General features: G+C 63.4%; 18 protein-coding genes. 1 reads left to right on the top strand and 17 read right to left on the bottom strand.

Going from position 1 to position 17,809, the window contains the following annotated elements:
* The first annotated feature begins 123 nt into the window (after positions 1 to 123).
* Complete coding sequence (locus QMG72_RS00835; RefSeq protein ID WP_069952225.1) at positions 124 to 327, top strand: cold-shock protein; 204 nt, start codon at positions 124 to 126, stop codon at positions 325 to 327.
* Between the two features lie 122 nt (positions 328 to 449).
* On the opposite strand, the gene QMG72_RS00830 is transcribed toward QMG72_RS00835, so the two are convergent.
* From QMG72_RS00830 to QMG72_RS00750, 17 genes are all read right to left on the bottom strand, one after another.
* On the bottom strand, positions 450 to 3,002 hold the full coding sequence (locus QMG72_RS00830) for a bifunctional lysylphosphatidylglycerol flippase/synthetase MprF (protein ID WP_502913769.1): 2,553 nt from the start codon (positions 3,000 to 3,002) through the stop codon (positions 450 to 452).
* Positions 2,999 to 4,381 carry an alpha/beta hydrolase gene (locus QMG72_RS00825; protein ID WP_283479342.1) on the bottom strand — a complete coding sequence of 461 codons (1,383 nt, stop codon included), beginning with the start codon at positions 4,379 to 4,381 and terminating at the stop codon, positions 2,999 to 3,001. The genes QMG72_RS00830 and QMG72_RS00825 overlap by 4 nt, the downstream gene beginning before the upstream one ends.
* 5 nt (positions 4,382 to 4,386) lie before the next feature.
* Entirely contained in the window at positions 4,387 to 4,818 is a 432-nt protein-coding gene (locus QMG72_RS00820; protein WP_226774464.1) for a DUF2550 domain-containing protein, read from the bottom strand.
* Between the two features lie 10 nt (positions 4,819 to 4,828).
* Positions 4,829 to 5,113, bottom strand: a complete 285-nt coding sequence (locus tag QMG72_RS00815; RefSeq protein ID WP_226774463.1) for a F0F1 ATP synthase subunit epsilon — start codon at positions 5,111 to 5,113, stop codon at positions 4,829 to 4,831.
* Between the two features lies 1 nt (position 5,114).
* Positions 5,115 to 6,569, bottom strand: a complete 1,455-nt coding sequence (gene atpD, locus QMG72_RS00810; protein ID WP_226774462.1) for a F0F1 ATP synthase subunit beta — start codon at positions 6,567 to 6,569, stop codon at positions 5,115 to 5,117.
* A gap of 78 nt (positions 6,570 to 6,647) precedes the next feature.
* Positions 6,648 to 7,541: a F0F1 ATP synthase subunit gamma gene (locus QMG72_RS00805; protein ID WP_226774461.1), complete on the bottom strand. Its 894-nt coding sequence runs from the start codon at positions 7,539 to 7,541 to the stop codon at positions 6,648 to 6,650.
* A gap of 76 nt (positions 7,542 to 7,617) precedes the next feature.
* Positions 7,618 to 9,255 carry a F0F1 ATP synthase subunit alpha gene (gene atpA, locus QMG72_RS00800; RefSeq protein ID WP_283479718.1) on the bottom strand — a complete coding sequence of 546 codons (1,638 nt, stop codon included), beginning with the start codon at positions 9,253 to 9,255 and terminating at the stop codon, positions 7,618 to 7,620.
* A gap of 82 nt (positions 9,256 to 9,337) precedes the next feature.
* The gene (locus tag QMG72_RS00795; RefSeq protein WP_226774460.1) at positions 9,338 to 10,162 is read right to left on the bottom strand and encodes a F0F1 ATP synthase subunit delta; all 825 of its coding nucleotides are present in this window, start codon (positions 10,160 to 10,162) and stop codon (positions 9,338 to 9,340) included.
* Positions 10,162 to 10,710: a F0F1 ATP synthase subunit B gene (locus tag QMG72_RS00790; RefSeq protein WP_226774459.1), complete on the bottom strand. Its 549-nt coding sequence runs from the start codon at positions 10,708 to 10,710 to the stop codon at positions 10,162 to 10,164. The genes QMG72_RS00795 and QMG72_RS00790 overlap by 1 nt, the downstream gene beginning before the upstream one ends.
* Positions 10,711 to 10,767: 57 nt before the next feature.
* A complete protein-coding gene (gene atpE / locus QMG72_RS00785; protein WP_226774458.1) occupies positions 10,768 to 10,971 on the bottom strand; it encodes an ATP synthase F0 subunit C in 204 nt (67 codons plus the stop codon).
* A gap of 77 nt (positions 10,972 to 11,048) precedes the next feature.
* On the bottom strand, positions 11,049 to 11,849 hold the full coding sequence (gene atpB, locus QMG72_RS00780) for a F0F1 ATP synthase subunit A (RefSeq protein WP_226774457.1): 801 nt from the start codon (positions 11,847 to 11,849) through the stop codon (positions 11,049 to 11,051).
* A gap of 91 nt (positions 11,850 to 11,940) precedes the next feature.
* Positions 11,941 to 12,270 carry a hypothetical protein gene (locus QMG72_RS00775; RefSeq protein WP_226774456.1) on the bottom strand — a complete coding sequence of 110 codons (330 nt, stop codon included), beginning with the start codon at positions 12,268 to 12,270 and terminating at the stop codon, positions 11,941 to 11,943.
* The gene (locus tag QMG72_RS00770) at positions 12,263 to 12,748 is read right to left on the bottom strand and encodes a hypothetical protein (protein ID WP_283479341.1); all 486 of its coding nucleotides are present in this window, start codon (positions 12,746 to 12,748) and stop codon (positions 12,263 to 12,265) included. The genes QMG72_RS00775 and QMG72_RS00770 overlap by 8 nt, the downstream gene beginning before the upstream one ends.
* Positions 12,749 to 12,866: 118 nt before the next feature.
* Entirely contained in the window at positions 12,867 to 13,889 is a 1,023-nt protein-coding gene (locus QMG72_RS00765; protein WP_226774454.1) for an MraY family glycosyltransferase, read from the bottom strand.
* Entirely contained in the window at positions 13,889 to 15,763 is a 1,875-nt protein-coding gene (locus QMG72_RS00760) for a polysaccharide biosynthesis protein (protein ID WP_226774453.1), read from the bottom strand. The genes QMG72_RS00765 and QMG72_RS00760 overlap by 1 nt, the downstream gene beginning before the upstream one ends.
* Before the next feature lie 174 nt (positions 15,764 to 15,937).
* Positions 15,938 to 16,894: a glycosyltransferase gene (locus tag QMG72_RS00755; RefSeq protein WP_283479340.1), complete on the bottom strand. Its 957-nt coding sequence runs from the start codon at positions 16,892 to 16,894 to the stop codon at positions 15,938 to 15,940.
* Between the two features lie 6 nt (positions 16,895 to 16,900).
* Positions 16,901 to 17,809, bottom strand: a complete 909-nt coding sequence (locus QMG72_RS00750; protein ID WP_283479339.1) for a glycosyltransferase — start codon at positions 17,807 to 17,809, stop codon at positions 16,901 to 16,903.

Raw genomic sequence — 17,809 nt, 5'->3', positions numbered from 1 at the left:
GAAGCGCCTGCCGCCGAAGCCCGGGTATTCCGGTCCCACAGCCTCAAATGCTTCTCGCGGAGTGACCAAGCGCGGCACGAAGTGTGCCGGGTTTAAAACAAGATTCAGAACGAGGAGATTTACATGGCACAGGGAACTGTCAAGTGGTTCAACGCTGAAAAGGGCTTCGGCTTTATCACCCCGGACGACGCCGACGGCGATGTTTTTGTTCACTACTCGGAGATCCAGACCGGCGGCTTCAAAACCCTCGACGAGAACGCCCGCGTTCAGTTCGAAATCGGCCAGGGCGCCAAGGGCCCGCAGGCAACCGGCGTGACGCTGGTCTAGTACCCACAGCGGGGACTGCCTCCGGCGGTTCCGCGCAGAATGATCCCCGGCTTCCGAGCCGGGGATCATTTTTTGCCCCCACGGCCGGCAGGCAGCAAACCCCACTTGGACAGTCCGCCGACTCAGCGCACCAGGCTCCGTAGAAGCCGCGCACTTTGCCGCATCGACAGGCCTGGCAGATACGCCCGGCTGAGCGCCCTGCCCATGGCTGGCAGTTGCAGGGGATCCTGGTAATACAGGTACAGCGTCCGGTACTCCGGCTGAAAACGGGACTTAAAGGTTGCCAGCGACCTGAAGCCGTACACGGGTTCCAGCGCCTTCCCCACAACGTCCAGAATCCGTGCCAGCGACTCGGAGCCGGAATCATCTCCGGCAACGTCAGCCATGGCAGCCGTGTCCTTCGCCAACGGCGACCCGGACAGGGAGATCACCTCCACCGAGTCGCGGAATTCCCGGACCGCGGAGGCGATCAGAAATTCCATCACACCGGGGATGGAATCACGACGGCGGCGCATAAAGTCCAGGGTCCAGCTGACCAGGCGCCCGTCGCTGTGGACCGGAAGCCAGCTGGTGACGCCCTGCACCTGGCCCCCGGCGTCCATTGCCAGGCAGCACAGCACTTCCTCGTCTTCAAGCTCGTCGATGCCGCCGAGGGTAAATCCCATCTCGGGGATGAACTTCTGGGCGGCCCATTCCTCCGAGACTTCGCTGAGCTGGGCCCTTACTGCCGGCGCAAAGTCCGTGTAACGGCCCCATACCGCGTGCACCCCGGTCTTCGCGGCACGGTTTAGGGCAGTGCGGACGTTCTGCCAGTCCTTACCCTTAAACTCCAGCGAGCGGACGGCCAGCCGGGTTTCCTGCGCCACCGCCACCCGCCGGAAGCCACGGCCCGCCAGCAGTGGCCAGATCTCGTCAGTGCACGAATAGAAGCAGGGAATGAGGGCGTGTTCGGCGCAGTAACGGATAAAACCCGCTGCCGTCTCCGCACGGAAAGCCGCGGGGCCGAAGGGACCTGCCAGTGTCAGTGCGACATTGCCGTGCTGCTGGTAGGCCACTCCCCCGCGGCGCTCCGGGGCGAACCAATACTTGTTGGGCTCCCACAACGCCATCCAGGACAAGGAGTCTCCGCCTTGGCGGATGAGGCTGCGGGCCACGCCGCGGTCATCTGCCCCGGCGTCGGTGCGGTGCTGCCGGCGTTGCAGGACCAGCCACACAGCGGTGAGCGCAACGGCCCAGAAGATGATGCCGGACGTGGCGAAAAGGAAGGCCTCAACGGGATCACGGCCCTGGAAGAGGCGGCTGTATATTCCGGGGATGGGAATCGGCAGATACTGGCGGGACAGCTCGGCGGCCAGGCCGAGGAGCCCGCCGTCACGGTCCATGCCGCCGTCGGACAGCCAGACTGCGGTGTAGCCGGAGGCCAGCACCAGCAGCGTTCCGCCCACCACGGCGGCGAGGGCCGTACGTGCCCGAGGACTGGTTTCGACCCGGAACTGGCGCCGGTTGGCCACGAGCAGGAGAACCAGCATCAGGGGAACCACCACGAGGGGCAGCACGTGGACAATACTTGAGCCCATCACACCGGTTCGCGGCCGGCCGGCGTACGGCGGGATCCGGGCGAACAGCGAAAGGTAGACGGCCGCCAAGGCCGTCACCGCGAGCTGGACGGTGATCGCGATCCGGAGGGCCAGCCTTCGTCCGTGCCGCATGCCGTCAGCGCAGATCAGAAGCAGCACCACCGGGACCACCGCCAGCGCCAGGCCCAGCGGTCCGGCGAAACCGGCCCGCCCGGCCTCAAGGCAGCTCACGTCGATGGTGCCGCCGCAATACTGTTCCAGCTGGTTCAGGGTGGGCAACGGGTTCAGGACGACGTCCCGCAGCAGTGCCAGCGGCCCGGTGGGAGCCCTGACGGTGGCCGTGAGGATGGGCCCGACGGCGAAAATCGCCACGGTGAGCGCGAGCAGGTTCCGGGTTTCACGTCCGGTGGAACGGTGGCGTTGCAGCGTGCCCTTGTCGCCCTGGATCCACCAGCCGGCGGCCAGCCCGGACAGGGCACCGGCCAACCCCACAACCGTCTCCGCATGCCCGACATACAGCACAAGCATCAGTGAAACACCGACCACCGCCGTGCGCAGCCGGCGTTGCCAGAGTGTGGGCAGCAAGCCGCTTGACGCCAGCGCGACGGCCAGCACGGCAGCATACGGGCCCATAAGACGCGCATCCACCATTCGCCCGAGCCAGCCGTCGTCGGCATACCGGGCGAGTTGAGTCAGCAGCAGAAACAGCGTCACCGAAGCGAACTGTGCGGCAAAATAGAACACTGCCGTGCGTCGACTGCCAAGCTGCCGCTCGGTGAGGCCCAGCAGGAGCAGGATCATTAGAGCGGCTGCGGCATATGCCAGCAGGTTCGTGGCGAAGAACATCGAGGTAAACATCGACCACCAGGCCCCGGATTTCAGGCCCGGGGCGCTGACGGAAGCCAGATTCAGCAACGATTCCGGCGGCCCGGCGAGAAAGCTTCCGGTGGCCGCACCGACCAGGAGGAAAGCCGCGAGGACGGCGAGGGTGAAGGGTATGGCGCGCAGATGGCCGAGCGACTGCCGCAGGCCCGCCAGGACAAGACCAGCCAGGGAAGCGGCGTCGGAACCCCGCCGCGCCGGGTCTGCCGGGCTCACCGGGTGATCCCCCAACGGTCTCCCAGAAAGTCCAGCCCGGCGGGCAGGCCCCTGGACCCGGTCTCCCAGGAATGCCCGGCCTTGGGTATCCGGCGGGTCGCCACGGTAAAGCCGGCATCGCGTGCAGCCGTCGACAGGAGCTCCATGTAGCCGATGAACTCGGGATCACGCTCGCCGGCGCCAAAATAGATGGCGTGCCCGTCAAAGCGGCGGTCCGTCATCAGCCGCAGCGGCGTCAAACGGTCGAAGGCTTCGGCGTCGCCGCCAAAGGAGGCAGCAATCGTCTTGTCCCGCTCCTTCGCAAGCGCGGGCTCCTTTTCGCTTGAGAACGCCAGTGCTGAGCCATAGATGTCCGGATGGCGCGTCACCATCTGCATCGCGCAGGTCGCACCAAAGGAGAATCCGCCGGCGGCCCACTGTTTGTGGTCCGGATCCACATCCAGTGTCTGGTTGATCCAGTCCGGCACGTCCTCGGCCAGATACGTGTCCGCCCGGGCGATCCGGCTGTCCATGCAGAGTGTATTCGCTGCGGCGGAACCGTTCGGATCCGCTACCACCACCACCGGAGCAACACCATGGTGCGCTGCCGCATACTGGTCCATGCGGCTGCGCAGCGCCCCGCCCGTGAGCCAGTCTGCCGGTCCTCCGGGCTGGCCGGAGAAAAGCACCAGGACGGGAAGTGCCGGCCGGGGCGAGGTCCGGTACGCGGGCGGAAGATAGATGTACGCCTCGCGGCCTTGGAAGCCCGAACGGGTCCCGGGGATGGCGGCGCGCCGCATAACACCGGCGTCGGGCAGGTCCGCCGGCGGTTTCCACGCGGACAGGCTCACCCCGGGGGCAGCACCGGGAACGCGTTTCAGCCCGTCGTCCAGCGGTTGAATCCGTGCCACGGCTGTGCCGGCGAGGTCGCTCACCGTGTGGTTAAGTCCAAAATAGGCGTTGACCTGCACGGCCGAGAGCAGCACAACACCGAGCAGGGCGCCCGTGGACGCAGCCGTCGCGCGGGCTGGACGCCGGGTGCCGCCCGGCGCGGGGCTCCGGCGGCCCGCGGCCCGCCAGGTGATCCACAGGTGCATCATCCAGAGCAGCAGGGCCGTGACCGCAGGCAACGACCAGGCAAGGACCTCGGCGGGGAGTTCGTCAGGGAACACCGGAACGGCGTAAATCATCAGCCAGTGCGCAGCGGCAAGCAATGCCGCCGCAACAAGCACAACGGCGGCCCGCGGAAGCAGGAAAGCCAGCCACGGACGGGCTGCGGTGCTCCGGGCGCGTTTGCTCCCGGGCTGCCAGAACAGGTAGGCCAGGCCCGCGGTGCCGGCAAGCCAGGCGAACCACAGCACCGGCCCGTCCACTAGCCGGAGTTCTTCCAGAAAAGACATCGGCGCTAGCGCCAGGTCCCGACGCCGATGACCGGCCCGGCCTCAAGCCAGGATGACAGCCCGGTGTAGGCGTCGAACCGCATCGCGAGCAGGACGTCCTGCCCCTCGTACCGGAGCTCTACAATCACGGCCCCGGGCTGGACTTCGACGAGCTCGGATTCGCTGGGCTGGCGCCTGGCGATCAGCTCGAGCGAACTCCGGCGGAAAGTGTACTTGGGCCGCGTGCTCAGCGAGGCAAGGCGGAACCACTCCAGGTCGTTGTCCTGATAACGACAAACCCCCATCTGCCAGCCGTTTCCGGCCGTGCAAATGGAGGCGTCCACTGTGCCCAGGGTGCGCCGCAGGGTGATGCGGCGCACCCCCGAAAGGCACAGTGCAAATACCAGCAACGCAAAGACCGTTGCCAGGACGATGAACGGAAAAACGGTATCGTTCATCAAGGTCGTGCTAGCGGATCCCCGCAGTAACCGCGTCGCCCATTTGGGCGTTGTCAGCAACAATGACGACCCGGTTGTTGTCGACGGAGAAGAAGCCGCCGTCGACCACTACAGAAATGCGGTCACCGGAGACCGGCTGGATGGCCAGCTCACCTTCGGCCAGTATCGCCAGCAGGGGCGAGTGGCCGGGCAGGATTCCGATTTCACCATCGCTGGTGCGGGCCTTGACCATGGTGGCCGCTCCGGACCACACGAAGTGGTCCGCTGCGACAATCTCAACCTCAAGCTCAGCCATATTACTTGGTCTGTTCCTGGATCTTGGCCCACTGGCGCTCGACGTCATCCAGGCCGCCGACGTTGAAGAACGCCTGCTCTGCGATGTGGTCCAGCTCGCCGTCGCAGATTGCGGTGAAGCCTTCAACGGTGTCCTTGATGGACACGGTGGAGCCCTCGACGCCGGTGAACTGCTTGGCGGTGTAGGTGTTCTGCGAGAGGAACTGCTGGATGCGGCGGGCACGCGAGACAACAATCTTGTCTTCTTCAGAGAGTTCGTCAACACCGAGGATGGCGATGATGTCCTGAAGTTCCTTGTTCTTCTGCAGGATCTGCTTGACGCGGACGGCCGTGTTGTAGTGGTCGTTGCCGATGTACTGCGGATCCAGGATGCGGGACGTCGACGTCAGCGGGTCAACGGCCGGGTACAGACCACGGGAAGCGATTTCACGGGACAGTTCCGTGGTCGCGTCGAGGTGTGCGAAGGTCGTGGCCGGAGCCGGGTCGGTGTAGTCATCTGCGGGTACGTAGATGGCCTGCATCGAGGTGATCGAGTGGCCCTTGGTGGACGTGATGCGCTCCTGCAGGAGACCCATCTCGTCAGCCAGGTTGGGCTGGTAGCCCACGGCCGAAGGCATCCGGCCGAGGAGGGTGGAAACCTCGGAACCTGCCTGGGTGAAGCGGAAGATGTTATCGATGAAGAGCAGCACGTCCTGGTTCTGCACATCGCGGAAGTACTCCGCCATGGTCAGCGCGGACAGTGCAACGCGCAGGCGCGTTCCCGGCGGCTCATCCATTTGGCCGAAGACAAGGGCGGTGTCCTTAAGGACGCCCGCCTCTTCCATTTCAACCCAGAGGTCGTTACCTTCACGGGTACGCTCGCCGACACCGGCGAAGACCGAGGTGCCGCCGAAGTTGCGGGCAACACGGGTGATCATTTCCTGGATCAGTACCGTCTTGCCAACGCCGGCACCACCGAACAGACCGATTTTGCCACCCTTGATGTACGGGGTGAGAAGGTCAATGACCTTAATGCCGGTTTCCATCATCTCGGTGGAACCCTCGAGCGTCGCGAAGGCCGGGGCCTTGCGGTGGATGGGCCAGCGCTCGGTGATTTCGAGTTCCGACTCAGGCACGTCCAGCGGCTGGCCGAGGACGTTGAAGATGTGTCCCTTGACGACGTCGCCGACAGGCACGGAAATGGGGGCACCCGAGTCCACTACAGCGGTACCGCGGACAAGTCCGTCGGTCGCCTGCAGCGAGATGGCGCGAATGACGTTATCGCCGAGGTGCAGAGCAACCTCAAACGTGATCGTCTTGGTCTCACCGTTGAGAGTAATCTCAGTGGTGAGTGCGTTGTAAATCGAGGGGATTGCGTCAGCCGGGAATTCGACGTCGACAACCGGGCCAATAACACGTGCAATACGGCCGGTAGCACCGGTCGTCGCGGCTACGTGTTCGGTAGCTGTGGCAGTCATCTCTCTCACTTCACTCAGTAGATGGCGTTGGGTTAAGTTTCTTTTGGTGCAGGTACAGCTGGATCCGGATTCGTGCGGCTAGGACGCGTTCAACGCGTCGGCACCGGCCACGATTTCGGAAAGCTCCTGCGTAATTTCAGCCTGGCGGGCGGTGTTGCGCAGACGCGTAAACTTCTTGATGAGATCCGTGGCATTGTCGCCGGCGGACTTCATTGCCCGCTGGCGGGCAGCAAGCTCTGAAGCTGCTGCCTGCAGCATCGCGGCGAAGATACGTGATTCGATGTAGCGCGGCAGCAGAGCGTCGAGAACCTGTTCCGTTTCCGGTTCGAATTCGTAGAGCGGCAGCAGATCCGATTCGGACGCCGCCTGCTCTTCGACAACCTCCAGCGGGAGAAGACGGACAACCGTCGGCTCCTGGGTCACCATGGACTTGAAGCGGGTGTAGACGACGTGGATTTCGTCGACGCCTCCCTCTGCGTAGTCCGTCGCAAAGTCGGCCAGCAATGCTTCGCCGATTTCCTGTGCCGTGGCAAACTCCGGTGCGTCCGTACCGCCGGTCCAGACACGCCCGTAAGGACGGTTCCGGAAGTCGAAGTACGCCTGCGCCTTGCGGCCGACCAGGTACATCTTGACTTCCTTGCCCTCCTCGACGAGCAGCTCGTGGAGGCCTTCCGCCTGCTTGAGCACACTCGCGGAGTACGACCCTGCAAGGCCACGGTCCGAGGTGATTACCAGGACGGCGGCCCGGCGGATCTGCTCCGGCTCGGTGGTCAGCGGGTGGTCGATTTCGCTCTGGCTTGCGACAGCAGAAACGGCACGCGTGATGGCGTTTGCGTAAGGCAGTGAAGCTGCTACGCGTGCTCGGGCCTTGCCGATGCGCGAGGTAGCGATCAGTTCCATCGCCTTGAAGATCTTGCGCATCGACGTCGTCGAGCTGATCTTCTGGCGGTAGACCCGAATCTGGGCTCCCATACTTATCCTTTCCTAAGATCCCGGTGGCCGGGACTGCCAGAACCCGGTGGGGTTCCGGCAGTCCCGGCCAGCGAAACTAGCGCTTCTGCTTGACGATTTTTTCCTGGTCGACCTGTGCCTCGTCGATGGCTGCATGCTCTTCGTGCCCTGCACCAACAAGGAGGCTGTCTCCCTCGCCGAAGAAGCCCTTTTTGAAGTCCACGATCGCGGCCTTCAGTGCTTCTGCGGTGTCATCGCTCATCACGTTGGTCTGGGCCAGCGTCGTCAGGATGGAGGACTTGTGCTTGAGGTGGTCCAAGAACTCGGTCTCGAAGCGGCTGATGTCCTCAACCGGAACGTCGTCGAGGTGCCCGTTGGTACCGGCCCAAATCGACACAACCTGGTTCTCGACCGGGAAGGGTGAGTACTGGCCCTGCTTGAGCAGTTCCATCAGGCGCGCACCGCGGGTCAGCTGCTGGCGCGATGCGGCGTCGAGGTCCGACGCGAACATTGCGAAAGCCTGCATATCGCGGTACTGGGCCAGTTCCAGCTTCAAGGTACCGGAGACCTTCTTCATGGACTTGACCTGGGCGGCGCCACCAACGCGGGAAACGGAGACACCCACGTCGACGGCCGGACGCTGGTTGGCGTTGAAGAGGTCCGACTGCAGGAAGATCTGGCCATCGGTAATGGAGATCACGTTGGTCGGGATGTAGGCGGAGACGTCGTTTGCCTTGGTTTCGATGAGCGGCAGGCCGGTCATCGACCCTGCACCGAGCTCGTCGGAGAGCTTGGCACAACGCTCCAGCAACCGGGAGTGCAAGTAGAAGACGTCGCCCGGGTAGGCTTCGCGTCCCGGCGGGCGGCGGAGCAGCAGGGATACAGCACGGTAAGCCTCGGCCTGCTTGGAGAGGTCATCAAACACGATAAGGACGTGCTTGCCGCCGTACATCCAGTGCTGGCCGATGGCCGAACCGGCGTACGGAGCCAGGTACTTGAAGCCTGCGGGGTCGGATGCGGGGGAAGCCACGATCGTCGTGTACTCCAGCGCACCGTTGTCCTCGAGGGTCTGGCGGACGGCCGCGATCGTCGATGCCTTCTGGCCGATGGCTACATAGATGCAGCGCACCTGCTTGTTGACATCCCCGGAAGCCCAGTTGGCCTTCTGGTTGATGATCGTGTCGATGGCAATGGCGGACTTGCCGGTCTGGCGGTCACCGATGATCAGCTGACGCTGGCCGCGGCCGATCGGGATCATGGCGTCGATCGCCTTGAGGCCGGTCTGCATCGGCTCGTGGACCGATTTGCGCTGGGTCACGCCGGGCGCCTGAAGTTCAAGCGCACGGGTGGTTTCGGCCTTGATCTCGCCAAGGTCATCGATGGGCTCGCCCAACGGGTCAACAACCCGGCCGAGGAAGGCGTCGCCCACCGGTACGGACAGAACCTGTCCGGTGCGGTGAACTTCCTGGCCTTCTTCGATTCCGGTGAAGTCGCCGAGGACGATAACGCCAATCTCGCGAACGTCGAGGTTCTGGGCCAGGCCCAGCGTGCCGTCTTCGAAGCGAAGCAGCTCATTCGCCATGACCGAGGGAAGGCCCTCAACACGGGCGATGCCGTCACCTGCGGTTGTTACACGGCCGACCTCTACGCGCTCAGCGTTTCCGGGTTCGTAGGACGCCGCGAACTCGTTCAACGCATTACGGACGTCGTCGGCGTTGATGGTCAATTCGGCCATCTGCAGTCCCTGCTCTCCTGTTTTCGTGATCATCGTTGCTCACGATGACCGGGGTTTCGTTTAGTTGTGCTGGTCCGGCTGGCTAAGCAAGCTGGCGGTGGAGCTGGCCCAGGCGGGCGAGGACGGAAGCGTCTACAACTTCATCCCCTACCTGGATCCGGATGCCACCGATCAGTGCCGGGTCAACGTTCATGTTGATCTTGAGCTCGCGTCCGTACAGGGCGTTCAGGCCCTCCTGCAGACGGCTGGTCTGTGTCTCCGCCAGCGGACGGGTGACGCTGACTGTTGCAATCCAGCGCTGCTGGCGCTTTGCTGCAAGCTCCGCGAAACGACGAACAAGCTTGGTCGCCTTGAGGCCGCGGGGCTGCGAAACTGCTTGTCCAATCAGGACTTTCGCTTCCTCGCTTGCACTGGGTACAAGCTTCTCAGCGAGGGCCACCTTGGCAGCCGCGCTGGCCTGCGGTTCGGACACAGCACGCTGGACCTCATGATTGGAATCGACGGCCTGGTTGAAAGAGAACAGGTCGTTCTCCAGCGCTTCCAGCCCGCTGATGCCTGAGGCAGCGGCAGCCGACTTGTTCTCAGCAACGGCAATGACCACCGAAGCGGCAAGAGTCTCGAGAGCATCGCCGATATCCCGGGCTGATGCCCAGCGTGAGCCGGCCAGTCCGCTCGCGATGTCCACAGCTTCCGCGGAGACGTTCCCGCCAAAGAGCTGCTTGACCAGCGCCGACTTGTCCGCGCCGCTGCGGGACGGGTCAGTCAGGGCGCGTCGCAAGCCAGCCGAGCTGTCTACCGTGCCCAGAATTCCGAAGAGTTCTTTAGCCAGCTGCAGCGAGGCGAAAGGAAGTTTGACTTCCAAATCCGCCAGGGCCGCGGTCAGCGATCCGCTCGATACACCTGCCATTACTTAGCTGCACCTGCGTTCTGGTTCTCCAGATCTGCCAGGAAACGGTCAACCACACGGGCCGAACGCGCGTCGTCCTCGAGGGACTCGCCGACGATGCGGCCAGCCAGCGTCGTGGCAAGCGTGCCGACCTCCGAGCGGAGCGACACAACGGCCGCCTGACGCTCGGACTGGATGGCTGCGTGTGCCTGCGCCGTGATACGAGCAGACTCGGCAGCCGCCTTCTCCTTCAGGTCCGCAAGAATCTGGGCGCCTTCGGCACGGGCTTCCTCGCGGATGCGGTTGGCCTCGGCACGGGCGTCCGTAAGCTGCTGCTTGTACTCTTCGAGCGCGGCAGAAGCCTCTGCCTGGGCCTTTTCAGCCTTGGCAATGCCACCTTCGATGGCCTCGGCACGCTCCGCGAAGGTCTTCTCGAACATCGGGACAACATACTTGACCACAATGAACATGAGGACAGCAAAGCCGGCCAAGACGACGCCCATTTCCCAAACATTGGGAAGCAAAGGCGACTGGCCTTCAACGGCGGCTGAGATGATCAGCTGATTCATAATTCACCCGTCCTTATCTACTCGGTTCTGGATGTTCGCTTAGCTCTAAGGTTCAGACTAGAGAACGAACGCGAAGACCAGGCCGAGGATGGCGAGGGCTTCGGTCAGCGCGAGGCCGAGGAAGGCGATCGGCTGGAGCACACGCTGTGCCTCCGGCTGGCGTGCAACACCGTTGATGTACGCGGCGAACACGAGACCAACACCGATACCACCGCCGATTGCGGACAGACCGTAACCTACGAGGTTGAGAGAGCCGTTCATTTTTCTTCCTTTCAAGATGCCGTCTGTGCGGCAGGTTGTTTGGGTTGCTTCATCCCGCAAGGGGAAGTTTGGGGTGCCTAGTGGCTGTCCGCGTGCAGCGCGCCTTCAATGTAGATGGCGGTCAGCAGCGTAAACACGTAAGCCTGCAGAACCATAATCAGCGCTTCGAGCATGTACATCGCAATGGCGCCGGCGAGAACGAGCACCGAGGTGCCCTTCAGCAGGAGGTTTTCATTCATCACGAGGTACTCGATGCCGGAACCGGCAATCATCACGATCAGGTGCCCCGCCAGCATCGTCGCAAACAAACGCAGGCTGTGCGTCACCGGGCGGACCAGGAAGTTGGAGATGATCTCGATCGGGATAACGATCGGAAGAATATAGCCCGGGACTCCGGAGGGAACGGTGGCCAGCTTGAAGTAGCGCAGTCCGTTTTTCCTGACGCCGATGACGATCCAGGTAATGTACACAATCGCGGCCATCACATATGCGCCGCCGACGTGCGAGAACGTCGGGAGCTGGATGACCGGAATGGCACCGTAGATGTTGTTCACCAGGATAAAGAAGAAGAGGCTGAACAACAGCGGGACGTACTTCATAAAATCTTTGCCGCCGATGATGTCCTTGGCAATGCCATTGCGGACGAAGCCGTAAGCGGCTTCACCCGCAAACTGCAGTTTGCCGGGGACAAGCTGGCCCTTGCGGGCAGCTAGCAGAAAGAATGTGGCGATAATAACGACCGAAAGGATTACCAGCAGCATCTGCTTGGAGAATCCGTCGGCCGCCCCCCACGGCAGGATTGCCGGCAGGTGCATTTCTTCAATTCCAGGAGGCGAAAAAGGTCCTGAATCTTGGGCCGGGAGCGCAAGCGCGATCAACGCGTTTCCTCTCTGCAGTGTCCATCATTGGGCGTTGGTCGGGGAAAGTCGGCGTTGCTGCCGGCCTCTCCCCCTGTGAAATTATTTGGCATTACTGATCCTCGTCCACGGACGGGCCACGTGCGGCATTGTCCCCGCCGGCGGAATGCTCCGGGCTGGTGAGGCCGTGCATGTGAGAAAGATAGAAACCTCCGGCGGCTCCAAGCAGGGCGCCTGCGAGCACAATCCAGCGGGTTCCCCACAGATTATCCAGACCCCACCCTATCAAACTCCAGACGATGATTCCGCCAACAATGTAGCTGAAGACGGCGATTCCGGCGTTGTATCCGCCGTCCCTGCCGTTCCCGGATACACCGGGGGCTCCGCCAGTGGTTTTGTGGGTTTTGGGCTTGCTTGCGCGTCCGTCTTTGCGGCTAGACATCGGTGCCGCCCTCGGAGGTCTTGGGGTCGTTGTAGATCTGCAGCCGGGCCGTGCTGAAACCGTAGATCTCGGCGGCCTGCCACAACACAACTGTCACGACGGCGCCGGCCAGGAACCAGCCCCGGGAAAGCCAGTCGGGGGTGCCGATGGCAAAAAGCACCACGGCAAAGCCAACGACCTTGATGAAGTATGTTGCGGCGAAAAGGCCAATCGCACCGGAGGGGTTGTTACGTCCGGCGAAGTGGCCGATCAGCAGGCTGATGGCGAAAAAGACGGCGACCAGGGCTCCGCCGAGAAGCCAGGAAAGGGCAGCTGCCGTCGAAGCCAGCAGCACTGCCGCCACAGCCACCAGCAGCAGGGCTCCGCCGCTGACTGCCGAACTTATTCCCAGCAAACGCAGCCACAGGGCTGGTGTGGGGCCGGAGGCACCAACAGATCCGTTGCCGGAGACGGGTCCGGGATCGGCGTTGGAGGTCATGGGATCCCAATCGTCGCGGGGCGGGTGCTGGTAGAAGTCGCGGCGTCAACCCGCCCCTAAATTCTACACGAGATAGAACATGGCGGCGTCCCGTGCCGCGCCGCGGGCGCCGGCCCGCTTAGGTTACCGGCGACCTGGTAACCTTCCGGCGCCTCCCGAAGTGTCGGATCAGGTCCGGTGACGCCAGGTAAAGCCCAAGGACGGCCAGGCTTCCGGCGACGCAGAGCACCACCACAGGCAGGGTAGCCGTGGCGGCGATGAAGCTGAAAACGATCACTGCCGCCGTGCACGCCGCGACGGTGCCTGCCGACTGAAGGTGCGAAAATCCGACGTCGGTCAACCGCTGGTAGACGTGCTCCCGGTGGGACGCGTACCAGCGTTCACCGGCATTAATCCGGCGCAGCAGGGTGTAGCCGGTGTCGGCAACATAGACGAGGATCGGCGACAGGACATATTCCACGTAGACACCGCTGAAGAACCCCGCCACGGCCAAGGCAGCCACCGAGGCACCCAGCAGGTAGCTGCCGACGTCGCCCAGGAAAACGGAGCCCCTGGACAAGTTCCACGGCAGGAAGCCCAGGAAGGACATGGCCAGCACCGCCCCACCAGCGGTAAGCCACGGCTGTTCCGCCAAGACCCCTGCCACCGCGTAGGCGCTGCCCGCCAGGACGCCGTGGAAACTCGAAATCCCGTTGACGCCGTCCATGAAGTTCGCGATGTTGATGTACGCAGCAATTGCCAGCGCCGCCAGCGGCAACCACCAGAAGGACTGGCCGGTGAGCAGGAGCAGAGCTGCGGAACCCGCGGCACCAATCCCCAGCTGGGCGGCCGCCCGGCCCCGAATGGAGAGACCACGGAGGTCTTCAATCCATCCCACCGCTGCGCTGGCAACGATGATGCACAGCACCACCAGGAAGACCGAACGGTCCACCGTCACCGCTCCCAGCAGGCCGGCGGCCCCGTAGCCGATGGCGGTGGCCACCGAAACGGCCACTCCCATGCCCCGGATGGTGGTTGCGCCGTGGGACGACCGGGCCGTGGGAACGTCAACGACGCCCATCTTCACCAGCCACGGCTTTACGGCAAACGGAAGCAGCACGCTCGCTAGCAGGGTGACGGCGGCAGTGAGGAAGATCAGCATCAGGATGCAACCCTTGTGTGCTCGCCCGGTTCGTCCGCTTCATCGTCCGGGATGGAAGCGATGTCCAGACCCTGCTCCGCCTCGCAGCGGGCCAGCCAGTCGTCGAGGTCCAGCCCGGACGGGTCCTGCTGGTGGGCCTGCGTGTGGGAGATCTTCGGATGCAGCGGGCGTTCGTCGAGCTCGCCGATTCCAACGAGTTCCTCGTGGAGTTTCTCGCCGGGCCGGAGCCCGGTGTAGACGATTTCAACCTTCTTGCCGGACATCGCGATCATGCGTTGGGCAACGTCCAGGATTTTCACCGGTTCCCCCATGTCAAGGATCATCACCTCTCCGCCGCGTCCGATCGCGCCGGCCTGGATGACCAGCTGGCACGCTTCCGGAATCGTCATAAAAAAGCGGGTGACCTCGGGGTCGGTGACAGTCACGGGACCGCCCACCCGGATCTGCTCCGTAAAGAGCGGCAGCATCGAGCCGCGGCTGCCCATAACGTTCCCGAACCTGACGGAGACAAATTTGCGGCCGGTCTGGCCCGCCATCCACGCGGCCAGCTTTTCGGCGACGCGCTTCGAGTGGCCCAGCGCCGTCGTCGGGTTTGCCGCCTTGTCCGTGGAGATATTCACGAAGTGCGATACCCCGGCGTGCTTTGCGGCACGCAGGACGTTGAGGGTGCCCAGGACGTTCGTCTTCCAGGCCTCGATCGGATACTGCTGCAGCAACGGCGCGTGTTTGAGGGCGGCAGCGTGGAACACCACCTCCGGGCGGCGGTCCTGGAAGATCTCCTGAAGCGCGTCCGCGTCGCGGATGCTCGCCAGGACGGTGTCACGGCCAGCAAGCAGTCCCCGTCCGGTAATGGTGATCTGGGTCTGCTGCAGCCCGGTTTCGTCGTGGTCAAGCATGATCAGCTCGGCCGGCGAGAACTGGACGATCTGCCGGCACAGTTCGGACCCGATGGATCCGCCGGCCCCGGTGACAAGGACGCGTTTGCTCTTGATGTAGCCGGCAATCTCGTCGACTTTGATATCGACCGGGCGCCGCCCGATCAGGTCCTCGACAGCCACTTCGCGGAAGTCGGAGAAGCCCTGGGGCGCCCCGCCGCCGAGCATGTCGCGCAAAGGCGGCAGGACCAGCACCCGAACATTCATTCCGGCTACTGCGTCGGAAATCCGCCGGACCACGGAAGCCTCCACATTGGCAAACGCCAGTACCAGCACTGTGGCGCGGGTGCGCCGGATGATGGCCGGCAGGTCGTCGCCGCGGCCCAGGACCTGCACGCCGGAGAGCCGCAGGTGCTTCTTCGTGGGATCGTCGTCAATCAGTCCAACAGGATAATACGGCGATTCGGCGTCCTGCAGCATCCGCGTCAGCAGCGAGTTGCCGAGGAAACCCGCGCCATAGATCAGGGTATTCTGGGCGCTGTCGCCGGGACGGTGTTTGCCCTCAACATAGAGCCTCTTGGCATAGCGGGCGGCCCCCATAAAGAGGCAGGCGAACGGGAAGGCGATGAGCCCCACGCTGCGGCCGATTCCGATGGCTTCATAGAGCACCAGCAGGCTCAGCGTGATGGAGGCCGCGACAATCACTGTGACAAAGACCAGCGCCTTGGCTTCCTGGAAACTTCCGAACGGATACCTGCCGCGGTACAGCGCCAGCGCATAGCCGGCAAGTGCCTGCACCACTATGGCGATGGCCATGATGATCAGGGCACTGACAAGCTGTTCTTCCCTGATGCCCATTTCATAGCGCAGCAGCAGGGCCAGGACGATCGCGACGACCCACGACATTGAGTCCAGGAAGAGCTGGATCCAGATCCAGAGCGGAGGCTTTGTCTCCTCCAGTGCTGCGGCGGGTTCGCGCGCTTCAGATTTCGTAGTCAACAGAGATTGCAACCGACTTCCACTACCACGGCGGCCATCCGCCTGTTTCAATAATTACCCGCCCTGCAATTGCCGGACAGTACCCGGTTCTTCCACGATACTAATCGCTCCCGGATGGGAACCCCGGGTCCTTAGGGGTCCGGCGGGACGGGTTCGTCCGGACCTGCACCTGCCTCAGCCCTCCTTATGGGGAGCTGGACCGGGCACCGGCGGCATCGGCTGCCAGTTGCGGTCGGCCAGGATGGCCCGCGATTCGCGCCAGCCGTTCCACAGCGCCCCGGCTCCCCTGATGCTGCGCTCCACCAGCACCAGCCGAGCAACTTCCTTCAAATATGTCAGTGCCGTTCCGGCACCAAAACCCAGCCTGTTGAACTTGCCGTAGGCACGAAGGTACTGCGCCACATGGCCCCGGTTGCGCATCACGTAGCGGCGGCTCAGGTCACTCGAATCATTGAGGTGGCGGACGCCCAGATCCACTTGGCGCTGGGCCCGCACCTTTTTGATAACAAAGGCGTTTACATAGACCACCGGGGTCTGCTGCGCCGCGAGCCAGCCGTAGATGAGGTCGTCCCAGGTGATAAAGAACCGCGGATCCGGCAGGCCGATGGTGCGGGCCAGCGAGGCCTTGATCAGCATGCCCTCGAAATTTCCCACGTTGGTCCGAAAGACCTCCGAGGTACCGAAAACATCGCCGGAGACGGGCAGGAAAACGCCGAGTGATTCAACAAAATGGTGCTGCCAGAAGAAAGGCTTGCCGGCGGCGTCGTAGCGGCGTCCTATCATGCACGAGTAGTCCGGCGTGAACTTGTCAAGCGCCTCGACCGCCCCGGGGAGTACCTCGACGTCGTCGTCCATCAGCCAGAGCCATTCGGCACCGGCCGCGAGGGCAAGCTCCACGCCGCGGGAGAAGCCGCCGGAGCCGCCGGCGTTCGCGGAGAGCCGTTCATACTGGATCGGCACTGCACCGGAGGCCGTTGCTCGGGCGATAACGTCAGGGGTGTGATCGCTGCTGGCGTTGTCCACCACCACGATCCGGTCCGGCCGGGTGCCCAGCCGGCTAAAGGACTCGAGCAGATTCTGCAGTAAGTCGGCACGGTTGTAGGTGACAACGACGGCGAACAGCTTCTCCACGCCGGCCTAGCTGTTGGTCGGCATAAGCTGTGCGGGCGAGCCGAAGCCCTGACCGCGGAAGCCGGTGGAGTAGGCCCGGAACCACCGCGCGAGACCTTTGAGGTCACCGGTTTTCAGGAAAAAGTAAGGGAACCCGACGATGTCGGCGCCGAACCAGCGCAGGTTCCGGTACTTCCGGGTGAGGTAGCCGCGGTTGCGGAAATAGCAGTACCGCTTAAACTCGCCCTCGGGAATAACGGGGGTAAGGAACCCGCCGAAGACGGGTTTCATCTCGGTCCAGGTAGCCGGGTGCTGGACGGCGACGGTGGCCAGGGTGCCGTATTTGAGGCCGGCCTTCTTGACCCGCGACAGGAAGTCGACCTCGTCGCCGCGGATAAAGAACTTCACGTCAGGGATGCCGATCTTGTAGAACACCTCCGTGCGGATCAGTGCACCGTTAAAAAAATGCACCATGTCCGGAAGGTAGCCCATCGACGCGAGCCTGGAGCGGTCGTTGGTCAGGAACCCGTTGATCCGGAAATTGAATGAGAGCCGGTTGGGATCGGACGTTGCGGCGACGAGGGGGCTCACAATATCGAGCTGGTGCTCTTCGGCGCACTTGAGCAGTTCGGCGAGGCAGCTCTTATCCTCGGGGTGCCCGTCATCATCCATCATCCAGATCCACTCCGCGCCGCTGGCCATCGCAGCAAGAATCGCATAAGCGAATCCTCCGGCACCGCCGAGGTTCGCCTCGGAGCGCAGGTAGTTGATGTTCTCCCCGCCCGCGTTGACGATCGCGGTCGCCGGGACGGTGCCGGAGTCCACGAGGGCGATCGAGTGGATGGGGGCCGTCTGATCGGCCAGGCCCTTGAGCAGGAGAGTGAGTTCCTCGTGGCGGTCGAAAGTTACTGCCGCGACGGCGACTTTGGGTTGCAT

Source organism: Pseudarthrobacter sp. PH31-O2, assembly GCF_030063265.1.
In the GTDB taxonomy this organism is placed as follows: domain Bacteria; phylum Actinomycetota; class Actinomycetes; order Actinomycetales; family Micrococcaceae; genus Arthrobacter.
The sequence above is the reverse complement of the archived record's forward strand: the minus strand, read 5'-3'. Positions and strand labels throughout refer to the sequence as shown.